This window comes from Niallia sp. RD1 (assembly GCF_024219955.1).
In the GTDB taxonomy this organism is placed as follows: Bacteria; Bacillota; Bacilli; order Bacillales; family Cytobacillaceae; genus Niallia; species Niallia alba.
In genome coordinates this window covers 146,567-163,515 of the sequence record NZ_CP100420.1, presented here as the reverse complement: position 1 = coordinate 163,515, position 16,949 = coordinate 146,567, and the positions used below count along the sequence as shown (strand labels likewise).

Annotated in this window: 13 protein-coding genes; 8 read left to right on the top strand and 5 right to left on the bottom strand. The window is 35.4% G+C overall.

The window, feature by feature from the left end; genetic code table 11:
* Positions 1-205: 205 nt before the first annotated feature.
* Entirely contained in the window at positions 206-2,092 is a 1,887-nt protein-coding gene (gene abc-f, locus NKG37_RS00930; RefSeq protein ID WP_254416345.1) for a ribosomal protection-like ABC-F family protein, read from the top strand.
* 387 nt (positions 2,093-2,479) lie between these two features.
* Here abc-f and NKG37_RS00925 read toward each other — a convergent pair whose 3' ends face one another.
* A complete protein-coding gene (locus NKG37_RS00925; protein WP_016202477.1) occupies positions 2,480-3,181 on the bottom strand; it encodes a YoaK family protein in 702 nt (233 codons plus the stop codon).
* Positions 3,182-3,691: 510 nt separating this feature from the next.
* On the opposite strand from NKG37_RS00925, the gene NKG37_RS00920 reads away from it, so the two are divergent.
* Both NKG37_RS00920 and NKG37_RS00915 read left to right on the top strand, forming a co-directional pair.
* Positions 3,692-4,273: a class D sortase gene (locus NKG37_RS00920; protein WP_254415638.1), complete on the top strand. Its 582-nt coding sequence runs from the start codon at positions 3,692-3,694 to the stop codon at positions 4,271-4,273.
* A gap of 261 nt (positions 4,274-4,534) precedes the next feature.
* Entirely contained in the window at positions 4,535-5,449 is a 915-nt protein-coding gene (locus NKG37_RS00915) for a glycine-rich domain-containing protein (RefSeq protein WP_169189038.1), read from the top strand.
* Between the two features lie 69 nt (positions 5,450-5,518).
* Here the strand turns inward: NKG37_RS00915 and hxlB are convergent, their stop codons facing one another.
* Together hxlB and hxlA are read right to left on the bottom strand one after the other, a co-directional pair.
* A complete protein-coding gene (gene hxlB / locus NKG37_RS00910) occupies positions 5,519-6,076 on the bottom strand; it encodes a 6-phospho-3-hexuloisomerase (RefSeq protein ID WP_101729240.1) in 558 nt (185 codons plus the stop codon).
* 4 nt (positions 6,077-6,080) lie between these two features.
* Complete coding sequence (hxlA, locus tag NKG37_RS00905; RefSeq protein ID WP_101729239.1) at positions 6,081-6,713, bottom strand: 3-hexulose-6-phosphate synthase; 633 nt, start codon at positions 6,711-6,713, stop codon at positions 6,081-6,083.
* A gap of 174 nt (positions 6,714-6,887) precedes the next feature.
* On the opposite strand from hxlA, the gene NKG37_RS00900 reads away from it, so the two are divergent.
* From NKG37_RS00900 to NKG37_RS00890, 3 genes are all read left to right on the top strand, one after another.
* Positions 6,888-7,247, top strand: a complete 360-nt coding sequence (locus tag NKG37_RS00900; protein ID WP_016202472.1) for a transcriptional activator HxlR — start codon at positions 6,888-6,890, stop codon at positions 7,245-7,247.
* A 577-nt stretch (positions 7,248-7,824) separates the two neighbouring features.
* On the top strand, positions 7,825-8,850 hold the full coding sequence (locus NKG37_RS00895) for a LacI family DNA-binding transcriptional regulator (protein WP_254415637.1): 1,026 nt from the start codon (positions 7,825-7,827) through the stop codon (positions 8,848-8,850).
* Positions 8,851-8,906: 56 nt separating this feature from the next.
* A complete protein-coding gene (locus NKG37_RS00890; RefSeq protein ID WP_101729237.1) occupies positions 8,907-10,571 on the top strand; it encodes a glycoside hydrolase family 13 protein in 1,665 nt (554 codons plus the stop codon).
* Between the two features lie 410 nt (positions 10,572-10,981).
* Here the strand turns inward: NKG37_RS00890 and NKG37_RS00885 are convergent, their stop codons facing one another.
* Positions 10,982-11,383: a hotdog fold thioesterase gene (locus NKG37_RS00885; protein WP_212117288.1), complete on the bottom strand. Its 402-nt coding sequence runs from the start codon at positions 11,381-11,383 to the stop codon at positions 10,982-10,984.
* 347 nt (positions 11,384-11,730) lie between these two features.
* Here NKG37_RS00885 and NKG37_RS00880 point away from each other — a divergent pair, with 347 nt between their 5' ends.
* Together NKG37_RS00880 and NKG37_RS00875 are read left to right on the top strand one after the other, a co-directional pair.
* Complete coding sequence (locus NKG37_RS00880; protein ID WP_254415636.1) at positions 11,731-12,048, top strand: MarR family winged helix-turn-helix transcriptional regulator; 318 nt, start codon at positions 11,731-11,733, stop codon at positions 12,046-12,048.
* Between the two features lie 17 nt (positions 12,049-12,065).
* Complete coding sequence (locus tag NKG37_RS00875) at positions 12,066-15,191, top strand: MMPL family transporter (protein ID WP_254415635.1); 3,126 nt, start codon at positions 12,066-12,068, stop codon at positions 15,189-15,191.
* A gap of 109 nt (positions 15,192-15,300) precedes the next feature.
* On the opposite strand, the gene NKG37_RS00870 is transcribed toward NKG37_RS00875, so the two are convergent.
* Entirely contained in the window at positions 15,301-16,692 is a 1,392-nt protein-coding gene (locus NKG37_RS00870) for a branched-chain amino acid transporter BcaP (protein ID WP_016202465.1), read from the bottom strand.
* Positions 16,693-16,949 lie beyond the last annotated feature (257 nt).

Genomic DNA, 16,949 nt, shown 5'->3' with positions numbered 1-16,949 from the left:
TAGAAGGAAGTCGCGTATGCTTATGCAAACGCATCTTTCTAATTGTACATTTAGAGGTATTTATATTTGATGAAAAGGTGAATGAACTTTTTCTAAAAAATAATGTGCCATGGAGAACTTGTTTTCCATGGCTTTTTTGTGTAGACAAAACTGTCCATTACAGACGGAGGGGAAAAGAGATAATCATAATAAAAGGAGCGGTAATATGATTATTTGCAGTGTAAATAATATAGGGAAAATGTATGGAGGAAGTTCCATCTTTGAAGATATTTCGTTTGAGATTAAAGAAAAGGAGAAAATTGGATTGGTTGGTAGAAATGGAAGTGGTAAAACAACATTATTTCGCCTTATAGCAGGAAGGGAAGCTCCTGATTTAGGACAAATTCATTGGAAAAAAGGACTGAAAATTGGATATCTGGAGCAAATACCTGACTTTGAGCAATCATTAAAGGTTAAGGAAGTTTTAAAAAGGGCCTTTTCAAGTCTCGTTACTTTAGAGGAAAAGATGAAGCAGATCGAACAAGAAATGGCAAGAGACAATACCCCAGAGCAATTACAGCTATTAATAGATGAGTATGGTAAATTGCAGGAATTTTTTACGAATGCTGGAGGATATGAAATAGATGCAAAGATTGAAAAGATTGTTAACGGCTTAACTATCCAGCATTTAGTTACAAAAAAGTATGGAGCATTGAGTGGCGGAGAAAAAACAAAGATTGGTCTAGCGATGATTCTTCTTAAGGAACCTGATTTTCTTTTACTGGATGAGCCAACAAATCATTTGGATTTAATGGCAGTAGAGTGGCTTGGGAAATATCTTAAGGAATATGATGGTACAATTTTAGTCGTTTCCCATGATCGCTATTTTTTAGATGAAGTTATCGGGAAAGTCATTGATTTAGAAGATGGGGAAGTAACTACCTATTATTCTAATTTCACCAATTATACGAAGGAAAAGGAAGAAAGACTCTTAAAAGAATTTCAGGCATATGAGGAACAGCAAAAGAAAATCAAAAAAATGAGGGAAGCAATTAAACGCCTTCGCGAGTGGGCAAATCGGGCAAACCCACCTAATGAAGGACTTCATAAACGTGCGAGAAATATGGAGCGTGCGATAGAGAGAATGGAGAAGTTATCTCGTCCTATTCTTAATAGGAAAAAAATGAATTTTGAAATGGAAGCAAGTGAGCGAAGCGGAAAGGATGTTATTCAGCTTCGCAATGTATCCAAAAGCTTCGGAGAACAACTCTTATTTAATGATGTGCATATGCGGATTAGCTATAGAGATAGAGCTGCAATCATTGGAGAAAATGGTACTGGAAAATCAACCTTATTAAAGATGATTCTTCAACAGCTGGAAGCAGATGAAGGAGAGATTAGGATAGGAAGTAATGTGAAAATTGGTTATCTTTCTCAGCATGTATTGGCAGAAATGGAAGGAGAAACAGTGATTGAAGCATTTCGCAATGAAGTGCAGGTGACAGAGGGAGCGGCGAGGCATATCTTGGCACAATTTCTATTTTACGGACATTCCGTTTTCAAAAAAGTCTCCAATTTAAGTGGTGGAGAGAGAATGAGGCTTCGTTTGGCACAGCTTATGCATCAAGAGATAAATCTGTTGATCCTCGATGAGCCAACGAATCATTTAGATATTGATTCTCGTGAAGTATTAGAAGAGGCACTAGAGGATTTTGATGGTACAATACTTGCTGTTTCCCATGACCGTTATTTTCTAAATAAGCTTTTTCAAAAGATTTATTGGATTGAATCCCAAGGCCTACACTATTTTGAAGGGAATTATACGTATGCCCGAGAAAAGTCTAAGGAAAGGCAACGGATAAAGGGGAAAGTAATCACTACTGCAAAATCAAAAAAGGAAATGCCGGTGGTTTCGAAAGACCAAAAGAGAGAAGTAACATTTAAGCAAACCTATTGGGAAAAAGAGTTAGATGTATTAGAAAAACAGATAACAGAATTAGAAACAAGAATGAAAAAGGAGTCAGAATGGGGTAAATTGGAGCAGTTATTTTCTGAGAAGGAAGAGCTCGAGAGAAAGTGGGAGGAACTATATGGACGAATAAATGAAAAGTAAAAAGAAGTTGGGACATAACTAAATAGATATGCTGTAAAGACGAACAATCTCTAATTTAGCTAGTAAATGTGGCTGCTTTTGCACACTTTTTACAAGAGGAAATATGATTAGTTGGTTAAACGGAGCAGCCGGAATACACGAAGACTCCTGTGGGATTAGCGAGACAGTCTGAGACCCCGGAGGCGAAGCTGAGGAGGCTTAAGCTTAGCCCCATGGAAAGCGAAGTGTATTCCGGCTGCGGGTAATCGCACTAAACTTCATGGGAACATCCTTTAAAAAAACAAATAAAAAACCAAACAATTATACGGAACTTTCATTAGTAGCTTCGTATAATTGTTCGGATTTATCCTTGGCTGGAATACTTATGTCCCAGCCCCTTTTATTTCATTATGATACACAACGTTTGCGTATATAACCTTTGTCTTTATGATAGAGGGCTAGTGCGATAATTAAGATGAAGGCAGATACCCATATGGCTTTATTGCCAAATTGTGTTGTAGTAAATGTGCCTAATAGTGCTCCAAATAAAAAAGAGCCGATAATAATGGAAAACTCTTTAAATTGAATCTTTGCTTCTTGACTTTGCTTTGTAAATGCAGCATAAGCAGCTTGAGTAGCAGTCCGTAAATTTCCAGTAGTCATGGTCGAATTATACGCCCATTTATCAAGCTTATTAAAGGTAGATATTTGTAATGATGACACAAAAGATATGCTAGTTGTAACAATAATATTCGGTACAGATGTTGGCAAGAAGCCGACAATAATTAAGACAATACACTCTAGAATAAGGATGGAACGTCGGTAGCTATGCAAGATTTCCCTAATGGAAGGAATTTTTACAATTTCTGAAACTAAAACTCCTAATATAAAAGCAATGAGTGGAGGAATAAAGATAAGCGATTCCTTCCATTCACCAGTTGCCGCATTGACCGCGAATAACACGATATTCCCTGTTTGTGCATTAGCGAATACCCCGTCTCTGCTTATAAATGTATATGCATCTAAAAAACCGCCAACCATCCCTAATAAAGCTGCTAAGAATACGGAGTTGGAAGATAAAGAAGGGATCGGTTTAATTTTATCAATCATATATATTACTCTCCTTGCAGGATAATTCTTTCCTGAATAAGTGCTAGGAAAACATAACTATCTTAACATAAATAACTTCATGATAATTTGAACAAAAACCGAATTTTTAAATTAGCTGTTAGAATAGCTTTTCCTCTTTTTTCTACTAATAGTGAATTTTCCTTAAGTAAACTTCTTTTCAGAATAACGAAATATCTCCTTTCCGTTAATAAATTTACAAAAAGATAGTGTGGATTTTACATTAGTCAGTTATTTTTATATAGTACCCTGCTTCTATTAAAGTGGTAATAAAGCAGAAGAAACAAAAAGGAATACAGAAACTCCTGATAAAAAAATAGAAGCATCTTTGCCTGACAACAAAGATACGGTAAAACAGTCAGAGCTTGGAAAAGGAAATCTATTGTCAAATACTGTGGCAATGACTTACAATTTAATTATAGTAGGATTGTTATTGTTCAATATAGGAATTATGGCTTTTATACAAATAATAGAAGAAAGGCATAAGATAATATGAAGTGGACTAAATGGTTATCTCTTCTACTTATAGTAGGAGGAGTGCTTTTTATTGGTTATGGTGTTTGGAATATCATGGACACGAAAGCGCAAACGGAAAATTCTTTATCAGAAGCTAAGGCGGCCATAAACAACAAGGAAAAGGAAAAATGGGTGGATAAAGAAAGTGAACGATTTGTACCACCCATTGGTGATGCGGTAGGACTATTAGAAATTGAGAAGATCGATGGAGTGTTACCAATTGTAGAAGGTACCGACCCAGACGATCTTGAAAAAGGAGTCGGCCATTATAAAGGCAGTTTCTATCCCGATGAAAATGGACAAATTGTCTTATCCGGTCATCGAGATACGGTCTTTAGGAGAGCAGGAGAATTAGAAATCGGGGACGAGCTGAAAATTATTTTACCTTATGGTGAATTCTCTTATCAAATTACTTCGACTAAAATAGTAGAAGCAGATGACCGATCGATAATTACATTAGATGATTCAAAAGAAGAACTTATACTAACGACATGTTATCCTTTCCGATTTGTAGGAAATGCTCCACAGCGTTATATTATTTATGCAAAAAGAATGTAAAGAGCTAAAAATAAAGATCGATTATTGTAAAAATCAACTGAAATGTCACAAATAGTATTTATTGGTGCATCACTCATTATTAGTGATGTACCTTTTTTTATATCGCGAACTATCTTTGTAACCTTTCGAATAATAATCAGTGTTGCTAAATATTAAAAAAATGTAAAGATGGAAATTTATATAATGAAAATCGTAATAGTAATAACCAAGGTAAATAACTTTATTTAATTTTTTGTTTTTAATAGGAAGGGGAGAAGTTGGATGGCATGGTTACTTTTACTTGCGGTTATTATTATTTGGTTTATTCTATTTTTACGCAAAAAACTCATCTTTAAATTTAGTGTATCTCCTAAAGTATTAGAGATAAAGCCACTTAAAGGATTAAAAAAATTAAATGATAATCTAGAACGCTCCCTTACAAGAAGTTACATGGAAAATGTAGAAGAGAGAGTAAGGAGAGAGAATAGATTAAAAGAAAATGAATATGAATGGCGTTTGCTTGATTTAAAACGTTATTTTGTTTTAACATCCGTTCTAAAAGAGTCACCAATGTTTAGTAAGAAAGTCGATGAATTATGGCATCAAATGCTCATGTTCACTCGTGAATACGATGATTTTTCCAGGAAATATCTTGGCACTACCCTACATCACAGCCCTAATGTCAAGGTAGAGTCTAATTCCGATTTGCGAGGATTCTTTGATTGGGTTTATGCAGAGCTTTTTCTTATACGAAGAGAGAATATCTATTTGTATAATGGTTTTTTCCGGCATCCTGTCCATCCAATTATTATTGAGGACTTTAAAAATTTATCAGAAGATGAACTGATTAACCTATATTTTAAAAGTGATACGAAATATCCAAATACGGTACTTGCACTTATCGCATCCATGAAAAAAACAGTAAAAAAGGTAAGAGATTATCAAAAAAGCGTTATCTATGACAGAATGAAAAAAAGCAAAAGCGAACAAAAATTCAACTCCATGCTAGTTCCTTTTTTGTCCGTTTCTTATTTTCATTATGAGGAATTTTCAAGTTATATGAGCAGGAGCAATGGTAATTCGTCAAGCTGCACAAGCTGTGGATCTGGATCAGTTTCCTCTTGTAATTCTTGTTCGTCCGATAACTCTTGCGCATCAGGTAGCTCCTGTTCTAGCTGTGGTGGGGGTTCTGATTAAAAAGGTAAAAGGGATAGAGAAAGCATATAGAAAATGCTTTTATCTATCCTTTTATTATATGAAAAAATATTATTCTAAATTAGCGTGCTTTCCATACATCTTATTGGAATCTAGTTCTTTTATGTCCATATATTTTAAGATCACACTATCCAAGACAATTAGGAGTAACTGCTCGAATAAGGAACCCATTGGTTGAATGCTTTTTGCTTCTTCCTTTCCTCTATCTTTTGGAGAACCAGGCAATTTAATAACTTGATCAGCTAATTTTCCAACAGTAGAATCAGGAGAAATAGTAAGAGCTGTAATCCTCCCACCGATGTTTTTTGCTTTTTCCACTATGGTAAGAATACTTCGTGTTTCTCCAGAACCTGTTCCTACGATAAGAAGATCGCCCTTTTCATAGGTTGCAGTAACCGTTTCTCCTACCACATAAGCGTCAATTCCCATATGCATCATTCGCATCGCAAATGCTTTAAGCATAAATCCAGAACGTCCAGCTCCATAGACGAAAACTTTTTTTGAATGAAGAATATGCTCAACTAGCATTTCTAAATCCTCATTTGCAATAAGTGATCCAGCTTGAGATATTTCGAGAATAACTTGGTCCAGATAATTGCTTGTTTTCATAGTCTTATCCTTGAGCAATTAGTTCTTTAAATTTAGAAGCAGCTTCACTTAGATTTTTTTGGCTAGTAATTCCTCCACCAACAATAACTAAATCAGGTTGTGCAGCAATAACTTCAGCTAATGTTTCTAATTTAATTCCACCAGCTACAGCAGTTTTTGCATTTTTTACAACGCTTTTAATTGCTTTTAAATCTTCAAAAGAGTTTTTGCCAACAGCTTGTAAATCATAGCCAGTATGAACGCAAATGTAATCAACACCGAATTCATCAAGTTGTTGCGCACGTGCTTTAATATCTTTAACAGCGATCATATCTACAAGAATTTCTTTGCCAAGTTTCTTTGCCTCTGCAACAGCGCCTTTAATGGATTCATCTTCTGCAGCAGCTAAAATTGTGACAATATCTGCACCAGCATTAACAGCTTGGCTTACTTCGTATCCAGCTGCATCCATAATTTTCAAGTCCGCTAAAATAGACACGTTAGGAAACGCTTCTTTTACTTGCTTTACAGCATGAAGTCCTTCGTTTATTACAACAGGAGTTCCAATTTCAACGATATCAACGTATTGTTCAACCTGTGAAACAACCTCAATTGCTTGTGGGATATTAACTAAATCTAATGCTAATTGTAATTTCATTTTGATTTGCTCCTTTTCTTTTTAAGTTTTGTATGGCACTTAGATGTTTTTGAAATATGGTTAATTTCTGTACAATCGTCATTATACGTTTTATAATCCTTTTAAGTAAGTACGCACTTTATTTTTATATAGTGTTAAAAAGTATACTTAGTATCTTTTGAAGGGGGTTTTTTGTTGGAACGAATGGCAGGCAAGGAATTTAATTGTGAGAAAGAACTGACCTTAAGCATAATAGGCGGAAAATGGAAAATGCTTATTCTCTGGCATTTGGGAAAGGAAGGAACAAAGCGATTTGGAGAATTGAAAGCTTTGATACCTGGGATAACACAACGTATGCTTGTGAATCAATTGCGCGAATTAGAAAATGATTATATTGTAAAAAGAGTTGTCTACCCTGTTGTCCCACCAAAAGTGGAATACTCCTTAACAAAGGAAGGGGAATCTCTCATGCCTATATTAGATGCTATGTATAGCTGGGGAAAAAACTATATGGATACAGTACTAGAGAATCCTCCTGTGATAAAGGAACTGTAATCATGGAAGAAACGATGAGGATGGGACATAACTAAATAGATACTCTGTAAAGACGAACAATTTCTAATATAGCTAGTAAATAGCGGCTGCTTTCGCATACTTTTTACAAGAGGAAATATAATTAGTTGGAAAAACAGAGCAGCCGGAATACACGAAGACTCCTATGGGATTAGCGAGACAGTCTGAGACCCTGCAGGCCACAGGCCGAAGCGGCTCAGCGCGAGCCCCATGGAAAGCGAAGTGTATTCCGGCTGCGGGGAATCGCACCAAACTTCATGGAAACATCCTTTGAAAAACAAATAAAAGCCCGAACAATTATACGGAACATTCATTAGCATCTTCGTATAATTGTTCGGAATTATCCTTGGCTGGAATACTTATGTCCCAGCCTCAATATTTAACCTTAGATTTCTTGTTCCTCAAGTTTAATTTATTATTGATATTAACTTTTTCCTATGGTATATTCTACATATGTTAGTGCAATCGTTTGCATGAAAAGGTGTATAAATATATAATTTTTTTGATAGTAAATGATAGCGTTTACCATAATAGTGCTAAAAATGATGGAGGTGCAAATATGGTAGTAACCATTAAAGATGTTGGTAAATTAGCAAATGTTTCTCCCTCCACAGTTTCAAGAGTACTTGCAAATCATCCTAAAATTAGTGATGAAACAAAGCGCAAAGTTCGAGAAGCAATGGAGGAACTAGGATATCATCCGAACCTACAAGCAAGAAGTTTAGTTGTAAAGAGCACGAAAACCATTGGTATTGTTATGCCACATTCAATGGAAAGAGTGTTAGAAAACCCGTTCTTTCCAGAAGTACTAAGAGGAATTAGTCTAGAGGCAAGAAAAAGCAAGTTTGGGATTTATTTGACAACTGGGGCATCTGAAGAGGAAATACTGCAAGAAGTAGTCGAGATGGTACAGGGAAAAAGAGTAGATGGAATTATTCTTTTATATAGTAAAACCAATGATCAGATTATGGATTATCTGTTACACAATAAATTTCCGTTTACGGTCATAGGTAGACCGTATCAAAATGCTGAAAGAATTACATTTGTTGACAATGATAATGTGTTTATTACAAAACAAATTACCGAGCATTTAATCCAATTAGGCCACAAAGAAATTGCTTTTATTGGCGCAAATATGGAAATGGTTTTTACAATTGACCGTTTGAAAGGTTTTAAACAAGCATTGAAGGAAAATGGAATTGCCTATCAAAAGGAACTGATTATTTATGACAAGGAGCTAGCTGGCCGAACAAAAGAAAAGCTTACTGAGATATTGAATTTAGAGAATCGGCCGACAGCACTTGTTGTCTCTGACGATTTTATAGCTATAAAGTTAATTAGCTATGCCGAGGAACTATCTATATCTATTCCAGAAAATTTGTCCATAGTAGCGTTTAATAATATTTCAACAGGGAAGTATATGAAGCCATCGTTGACAAGTGTTGATATTAATATTTTTCAGCTTGGTGTCGAAGCTACAAAATGCTTACTAGATGATATAAAGTATCCAAATTCGGTAACGAAGCGAATTACAGTGCCGGCGAAAATGGTGGAAAGAAACTCTTGTTGTAAAGCGGCGGAGTAATACAAGCCTTAAAGTGGTAATAAAACAGAAACTAGATATAGAAAGGGAGAAAAGTTTTGACACAAAAGTGGTGGAAAGAAGCAGTAGCATATCAGATTTATCCTAGAAGTTTCATGGATTCAAATGGAGATGGAATTGGGGATTTAAAAGGGATTATTACAAAATTAGATTATTTAAAAGAACTAGGTATTGATTGTATTTGGATTTGTCCAATGTATAAATCGCCAAATGATGATAATGGCTATGATATTAGTGACTATCAAGATATTATGGATGAGTTTGGAACGATGGAAGATTTTGATTTGCTTCTTTATGAAGTGCATCAACGAGGAATGAAATTAATTATCGATTTGGTTATTAATCATACAAGTGATGAACATAAGTGGTTTTTAGAATCACGTTCTTCCCTTAATAATCCAAAAAGAGATTGGTATATTTGGAGCGATGGTGTCGATGGAAAAGAGCCTAATAACTGGGAGAGCATATTTGGAGGCTCTGCATGGAAATTAGACGAGACAACGGGACAGTATTTTATGCATATTTTTTCTACGAGACAACCTGATTTAAATTGGGAAAATGAAGAAGTAAGAAAAGCGTTATACGACATGATTAATTGGTGGTTAGACAAAGGGATTGACGGATTCCGAATTGATGCTATTAGTCATATTAAAAAAGAAGCAGGATTTAAGGATATGGATAATCCTTTAGGGTTAGACTACGTTCCTTCCTTTGATAAACATATGAATGTAGAGGGAATTCAACCATTTTTAGAAGAATTAAAGAATGAAACATTTGCGAAGTACGACATTATGACAGTTGGAGAAGCAAATGGAGTAAAGGTTGAAGAAGCAGAGCTATGGGTTGGAGAAACTAAAGGGAAATTTAATATGGTTTTCCAATTTGAGCATTTGGATTTATGGGATAATGAAAAAAATTATGGCGTAGACGTCATGGAGCTAAAACAAGTTTTAAATAAATGGCAGAAAGGTTTAGAAAACAAAGGATGGAATGCTTTGTTTATCGAAAACCATGATAAAGCTAGATCTGTCTCCACATGGGGAAATGACAAGGAATATTGGAAAGAAAGTGCCAAGGCTTTAGGAATGATGTATTTCTTTATGCAGGGAACTCCATTCATTTATCAAGGACAAGAAATTGGCATGACGAATGTTCAATTTCCAACGATCGAGGAATATGATGATGTAGCAACGAAAAATCTTTATAAACTGAAACGTGAAGAAGGCGTCAGCCATAAAGATATAATGGAAATAATTTGGTCCACTAGCCGTGATAATTCCAGAACACCGATGCAATGGTCGAGTGAGGAATATGCCGGATTCTCTAAACACACACCTTGGATGGGAATCAATCCAAATTATTTAGATATAAATGTAGAAAGCCAAAAGAAAGATACGGATTCTATCTATCATTTTTATAAGAAAATGATTGAGTTGAAAAAATCAGGTCCAATTTTGACATATGGAACATTTGATTTAGTTGATGAAGATAATAAACAGGTTTTTGCTTATACTCGTACCTTGGATGATAAAAAGATGGTGATCATTACTAACCTATCAGCAGAAGAGGCAGTATTTGAAAATCGTGTCGTTGAGTTAGAACATGAAAATTTACTGTTAGCAAACTATCCAGTAGAAGAACATGAGCCAACTACATCGATTTCCTTAAAACCATACGAAGCAAGATTATATATTTGCAAGTAAAATATTTAGTTTAATGGCAAAAGTGCATCTAAAAGTCAGATTAACTGGCATTTTAGATGCACTTTTTTGTGTGTTAAGTGAAATTAATCAGTAAATTAAGTGGGATTAAAGCATAATAGTGAAGATATCAGCCAAAAAGGAAATAAATCAGCCAACGCGAGCAAGATATCAGCCAAAAAGGAAATAAATCAGCCAACACGAGCGAGATATCAGCCAAAAACCAAATAAATCAGCCAACGCGAGCGAGATATCAGCCAAAAACCAAATAAATCAGCCAACGCGAGCAAGATATCAGCCAAAAAAGAAATAAATCAGCCAACGCGAGCGAGATATCAGCCAAAAAGGAAATAAATCAGCCAACGTGAACAGGAAATCAGCCAAAAACCAAATAAATCAGCCAAACTAACAAATCACTTTTCTAAACAAATTACCGCCATCGTACAACGTGAGACGCAAATTAGTTCCTCTTTCTCATTCACTATTTTTATCTCGTAAACCATGCTAGATTTTCCTTGATGTATAACTGTAGCAGTTGCGGTTACAATCCCCTCTTTTACCGACCGAATATGGTTTGCGTTTATTTCTTGCCCAAAGACTGCTTGTTTTTGCCCATCAATGAGGCTTGCTGCTCCAACACTAGCAGCTGTTTCTGCTAAAGCTACTGAAGCTCCGCCATGTAGGTAGCCAAAGGGCTGTTTTGTTTTTTCATCAACTGGCATGGACGCAATACACACCCCATTTTTTTGAACTTCCACTATTTTGATTCCTAGGCTTTCCATAAGCGTATTTTTCATTGAAATGTTTGGAAACATAAACTTATTCTCCGTTCATTTTTTTCCTTATTATAGCATAGTAAATCTTTAAAGATAGGCGCTATTGCTACAACGATTTCCTTCGCTAAGAGATAAAGGAAAATGCTATCCATTCTTATCTTTTTGGAATGAAATTTTTTTGTTGACATAAAAATAGCAATAAAGTTAAAATGTTTAATAGTTAAACTCTTTAACTAAAAAGACAAGAGGTGACCGTTATTAATCGAACAGATATAGATCTAATCATCGACCGATATGTCAGTATAAATTTTTCGGTTAATCGTAAATTTGATCAGTTAATTAGGAAGGAAATAGGAGATGTTCTTACAACAGAACAGCATTTTACAATGCGTCATATAAACAATGTGGAAGTATGCACATCTTCAGAACTTTCGATCGTCTTCGGTGTGAAGAAAAGCGCCATTACCCCCATTATCAACCGCCTAGTTGAAAAGGGATGGGTAGAAAGAACAAGGGATGAAAAAGATAGACGTGTAATTTATTTAACGTTAACATCAGCAGGAAAAATAATTTTTGGCGAAATGGAGAAAAAAATCCAAAGTGTGATTGAATCTGTCATCTCAAAATTTGAGCATGTTGAAATCCAAAATTTCTTAGATACTTTTGCTAAATTAGATAGACTCATAGAAGAAAATAAGGAATAGAAGTTGGAGGGAATAAAGTGAATGCTATTTTAAAAGGAAAATGGTTTATTCTTGGAGCATGGATTATAGCGATAGTCGGTTTATTTATCATAGCTCCAAATATGGGAGATCTAGTTAAGGAAAAAGGGCAGATTACGATACCTGATGAATATTCCTCTTCCGAAGCTGGAAAAATTCTAGATGAAATCCAGAACCAGAAAAATGTAGGAGAACAGTCAACGGTAGCACTAGTCTTTCATAATGAGAAGAAGTTGACTGATAAAGATATAGCGGAAGCGAAAAAAGCGGTTGAGGCATTAGAAGCTAATAAGGAAGAGTTAGGGATTACCGATATTCTTTCGTCATTTAAAGATGAAGATTTAAAAGATCAATTAGTTTCAGATGATGGAAAAACGATTCTAACTTCATTAACCATCAGTTGGAATGACCGAGAAGCAGATGAGGTAAGTGACGTATTATATAAAACGATTGAGAAATATGACGTAGATCACTATTATACGAGCAATTGGATGATCGATCAGGATTTAGTAAATAGTTCACAAGAAGGATTAAAGAAAACAGAAGGGATAACAGTTGTCTTTATTCTTGCAGTATTGTTAATTGTTTTTAGATCGGTAATTGCCCCATTCATTCCATTAATTACAGTAGGGCTTACGTACTTAGCATCCCAATCTATTGTGTCTATTCTAGTGGATCAATTCAATTTTCCGATTTCCACTTATACACAAATATTCTTAGTTGCTGTTCTCTTTGGGATAGGGACGGACTATTGTATTCTTCTATTAAGCAGATTTAAAGAGGAAATGATGCATAGAGAAAGTATTTGGGAGTCGGTAGTAGAAACGTATAAAAACGCAGGAAGAACAGTCTTTTTCAGTGGTGTTGCTGTAATGATTGGCTTTGCTGCTATTGGATTTTCGAAATTTGTGCTTTACCAATCTGCTTCTGCAGTAGCGGTTGGGGTAGCTATTTTATTAATTGCTTTATTTACAGTAGTGCCAATTTTCATGCTGCTATTAGGCAATAAATTATTCTGGCCATCAAAAGGGTCAGCAGAACACGGGGATAGCAAGATCTGGGAAATGGCAGGTAATTTCTCGTTAAAAAGACCGTTGTTATCCTTATTAGTTGTTGCGTGTATCTGTGTACCATTCCTAGTGACATATGACGGGGACCTTTCATTTAATTCTTTAGAAGAAATTAGTGATGATTATCCGTCTATTAAAGCATTTAATGCGATTGCTGACAGTTTTGGTCCAGGGGAATCGATGGCAACAACTGTGATCATTAAAAATGATGATGAATTAGACACAATCGAATATTTAGCGTTAGCAGACTCGATTACAAATGAACTAGCTAAAGTAGATTTAGTCGATAAAGTTCGTTCTGTAACAAGACCAATGGGAGAATCGATTGAAGATCTTTATATTTCTAACCAAGCTAAGACATTGGAAGAAGGTTTGGGGCAAGGAAAAGAAGGAATTGATCAAATAAGCGATGGTCTTCACAGTGCAGGAGATGAGCTGCAAAAGTCAGAACCACAGTTAAATGAAGCGGCTGATGGAATTAATGGACTCATTAAAGGAACAAATGATGTGAAATCTGGGTTGGGAGAAATTCAAACCAATCTGGAGAAAATTGAACAAGGTATCCGCCAAGGCTCTGCGGGTTCTGATCAAATAAAAGCGGGATTACAAGAAGCAAAATCAGGGGCAGAAGCATTATTAGCTGCACATAAAGATTTGCAGAATGGTTATAATCAGATGGAAACTAATCTTTCAACTATTCTAGGGGGATATGAGGAAATTAGTTTAGGTATAAAGAATTTTTCAGAAAAACTAAATCTAATTCAAAACAGTACCTTTGACATTTTAGAAAGTAATCATGCTGGATTAGCTAAGGATCCCGTATATAATGGAATAAAAGAAGGATACCTAGGAGCACAGCAGCAATTACCTGTAATTAGTGAAGGGATAGATAAATTGAATAAAGGATTAGCCGAATTACAAACTGGAATGAGTAAAGCAAATGCCGGCTATGCAGAAATCCTAAAAAATCAAAGCAATATTTCGACTGGATTACAGCAATTAATTGATGGTATCGACCAACAGCAAAAAGGGTTAGACCAATTAGCAGATGGTCAAGGTCAAATTGTTAGCAATATGCCTAAATTAACGAACGGATTAAGCAGTATTAATGATGGGCAAAAACAATTATTAGATGGATTTAGTGATATTGGCGGACAGCTTGGTCAATTAACAGATGGACTTACACAAAGTGCAGATGGATTAGATCAAGTTTCCGATGGGCTCGGTTCAGCAACTGATTATTTATCAGGTTTATCAAAGAATGAAACAAATAGTTTCTATATTCCAGAAGAAGTATTAACAAGTGATGAATTTAAAGGAGCATTAGATACGTATCTATCTCCAAATCGCAAAATCATGACGTTTGATGTGATATTTGCTGAAAATCCTTATTCAAATGAAGCAATCGATCAAATTGATACGATAAAGGATAGCGTCGATCGAGTGACAAAAGGAACGAAGTTAGAAAACGCAGCGATTGCTATTTCGGGAATTACAAGTACGAATGCCGATCTTCAGGCGATGTCAAATGCTGATTACACCAATACCGTTATTTGGATGATGATCGGAATTTCGATTGTACTAATCTTTTTATTCCGCTCCATCATTATGCCAGCTTATATTATTGGATCATTGATTTTAACTTTCTACACAGCGCTTGGAATAAATGAAGCTATTTATGTCAATATGCTTGGTTATACAGGAATCAGCTGGGCAGTCCCATTTTTTGGCTTTGTTATTCTAGTAGCTTTAGGGGTAGATTATAGCATTTTCCTTATGGATCGCTTTAATGAATATAAGGACTTAACGATAAAAGATGCAATGTTAGAAGCAATGAGGAAGATGGGAACTGTTATTATATCAGCAGCGATCATTTTAGGTGGAACATTCGCGGCGATGATGCCTTCGGGAATGCTCTCATTATTGCAAATAGCTAGTATTGTATTGGTTGGATTATTCTTATATGCATTTATCATTTTGCCATTGCTTATTCCTGTACTTGTAAAGAACTTCGGAGAAGCAAATTGGTGGCCATTTAAACGAGTAAAAGATTAATTAAGAAAGAGGAAGACCACTAGGTTATGAACCTTATGGTCTTCCTCTTTCTATTTGACTGTTTTCTAAAATGTTTTTTTAAAATGGAAAATAGCCTTTTATTGAAGCGTTAATGAATTGATTTTTCGCTGGAGTCATTTAATTTACTATGCTTATAACCATATGCAATATAAATAATTAAGCCGATAGCTAGCCAAATGACGAATCCTTTCCAAGTAAAGCTGCTTAATTGAAGCATTAAATAAACGCAGAAAATAACAGCTAGTGCCGGGATAAATGGTACGAAAGGTGTTTTAAATCCGCGTTGCAGGTCTGGTTGTGTATAACGTAATACAACGACACCGAGTGAAACCATTGTAAACGCAAATAATGTACCGATATTGGTTAGCTCTGCTAATCGATCAAGTGGCACAAAACCTGCAAATATCGCTACTAAAGCAGAGGTTATCCATGTGCTAACAATCGGAACTTGCGTTTTCTTACTAACCTTTTGCATAGATTTTGGAAGTAAACCGTCTCTACTAATAGCGTAGAAAAGGCGAGTTTGTCCAAACATCATTACCATTAGGACAGTCGTTATCCCGATAATGGCACCAAGAGAAACAAATCCGGCTACCCAATTTTGATTAATAAAGCTGAGCGCAAAGGCAACTGGATCCTTTACATTTAATTGATCATAAGGAACAATTCCCGTTAATATAAGGGAAACGATAATATAAAGTACCGTACATATCGTTAAAGCAGAAATAATCCCGATAGGAAGATTTCTTTGTGGATTTTTTACTTCTTCTGCGGCAGTGGAAACAGCATCAAAGCCGAAATAAGCGAAAACGACAACAGCAGCCCCTGTTGTAACACCAGAGAAACCATATGGTGTAAAAGGTACCCAGTTATCAGGCTTAACATACCAAACGCCAACAAATATAAATAGTAATACCACTGCAAGTTTAATAAATACCATAATGATATTCCATTTAGAGGATTCTTGAATTCCTCTCGATAATAAAAGAGTAATGATAAAGACGATAATAATGGCTGGGACATCGACAAATGTTCCGTTAGCTGGGTTAAAAGCGCTTGTCATAAAGGTAGGTAAGTGAATACCAAACCCTGATAATAGGCTTTGAAAATAACCGGACCAGCCACTTGCAACAGCTGCAGAAGCAAGTCCATATTCTAATACTAAATCCCATCCCAAAATCCAGGCGATGACTTCTCCAAATGCTACATAGCTATAGGTATAGGCACTACCGGACTGTGGAATCATTGAAGCAAACTCAGAATAGCATAAAGCAGCAAAAGTACAGGCAAGACCTGCTATTATAAATGAAAGAATAAGAGCAGGTCCCGCATATTTAGCGGCAGCAACACCTGTCAATACGAAGATACCAGTACCAACAATTGCACCGACCCCTAACATTGTTAAATCAAATGCTCCAAGAACACGATTTAGCGACGTGTTAGTGTTTGCAGTTACTGTCTTTTTTCTAAAGATATTCATGTAAACCTCCTGTTGAAAAAATATTGCGAAAGTTCCCTAAAAATGTCGACTGAATGAAAACGACTTTCCTATATTACTAATTATCGACTAAACTGTAAAGAAAGATTTTTCAAAAAAATAAAAAGTTCTATCATAAAACAGTATATTTTTGTTACAATTTCGTGAAAATGAAAGGATAATGTACAATGTTCCTAAAACACGCAAAGAGAAAGAAAGTAATAAAAAATTCAGTCGTTTTTTCTTGTTATTTTTCATTA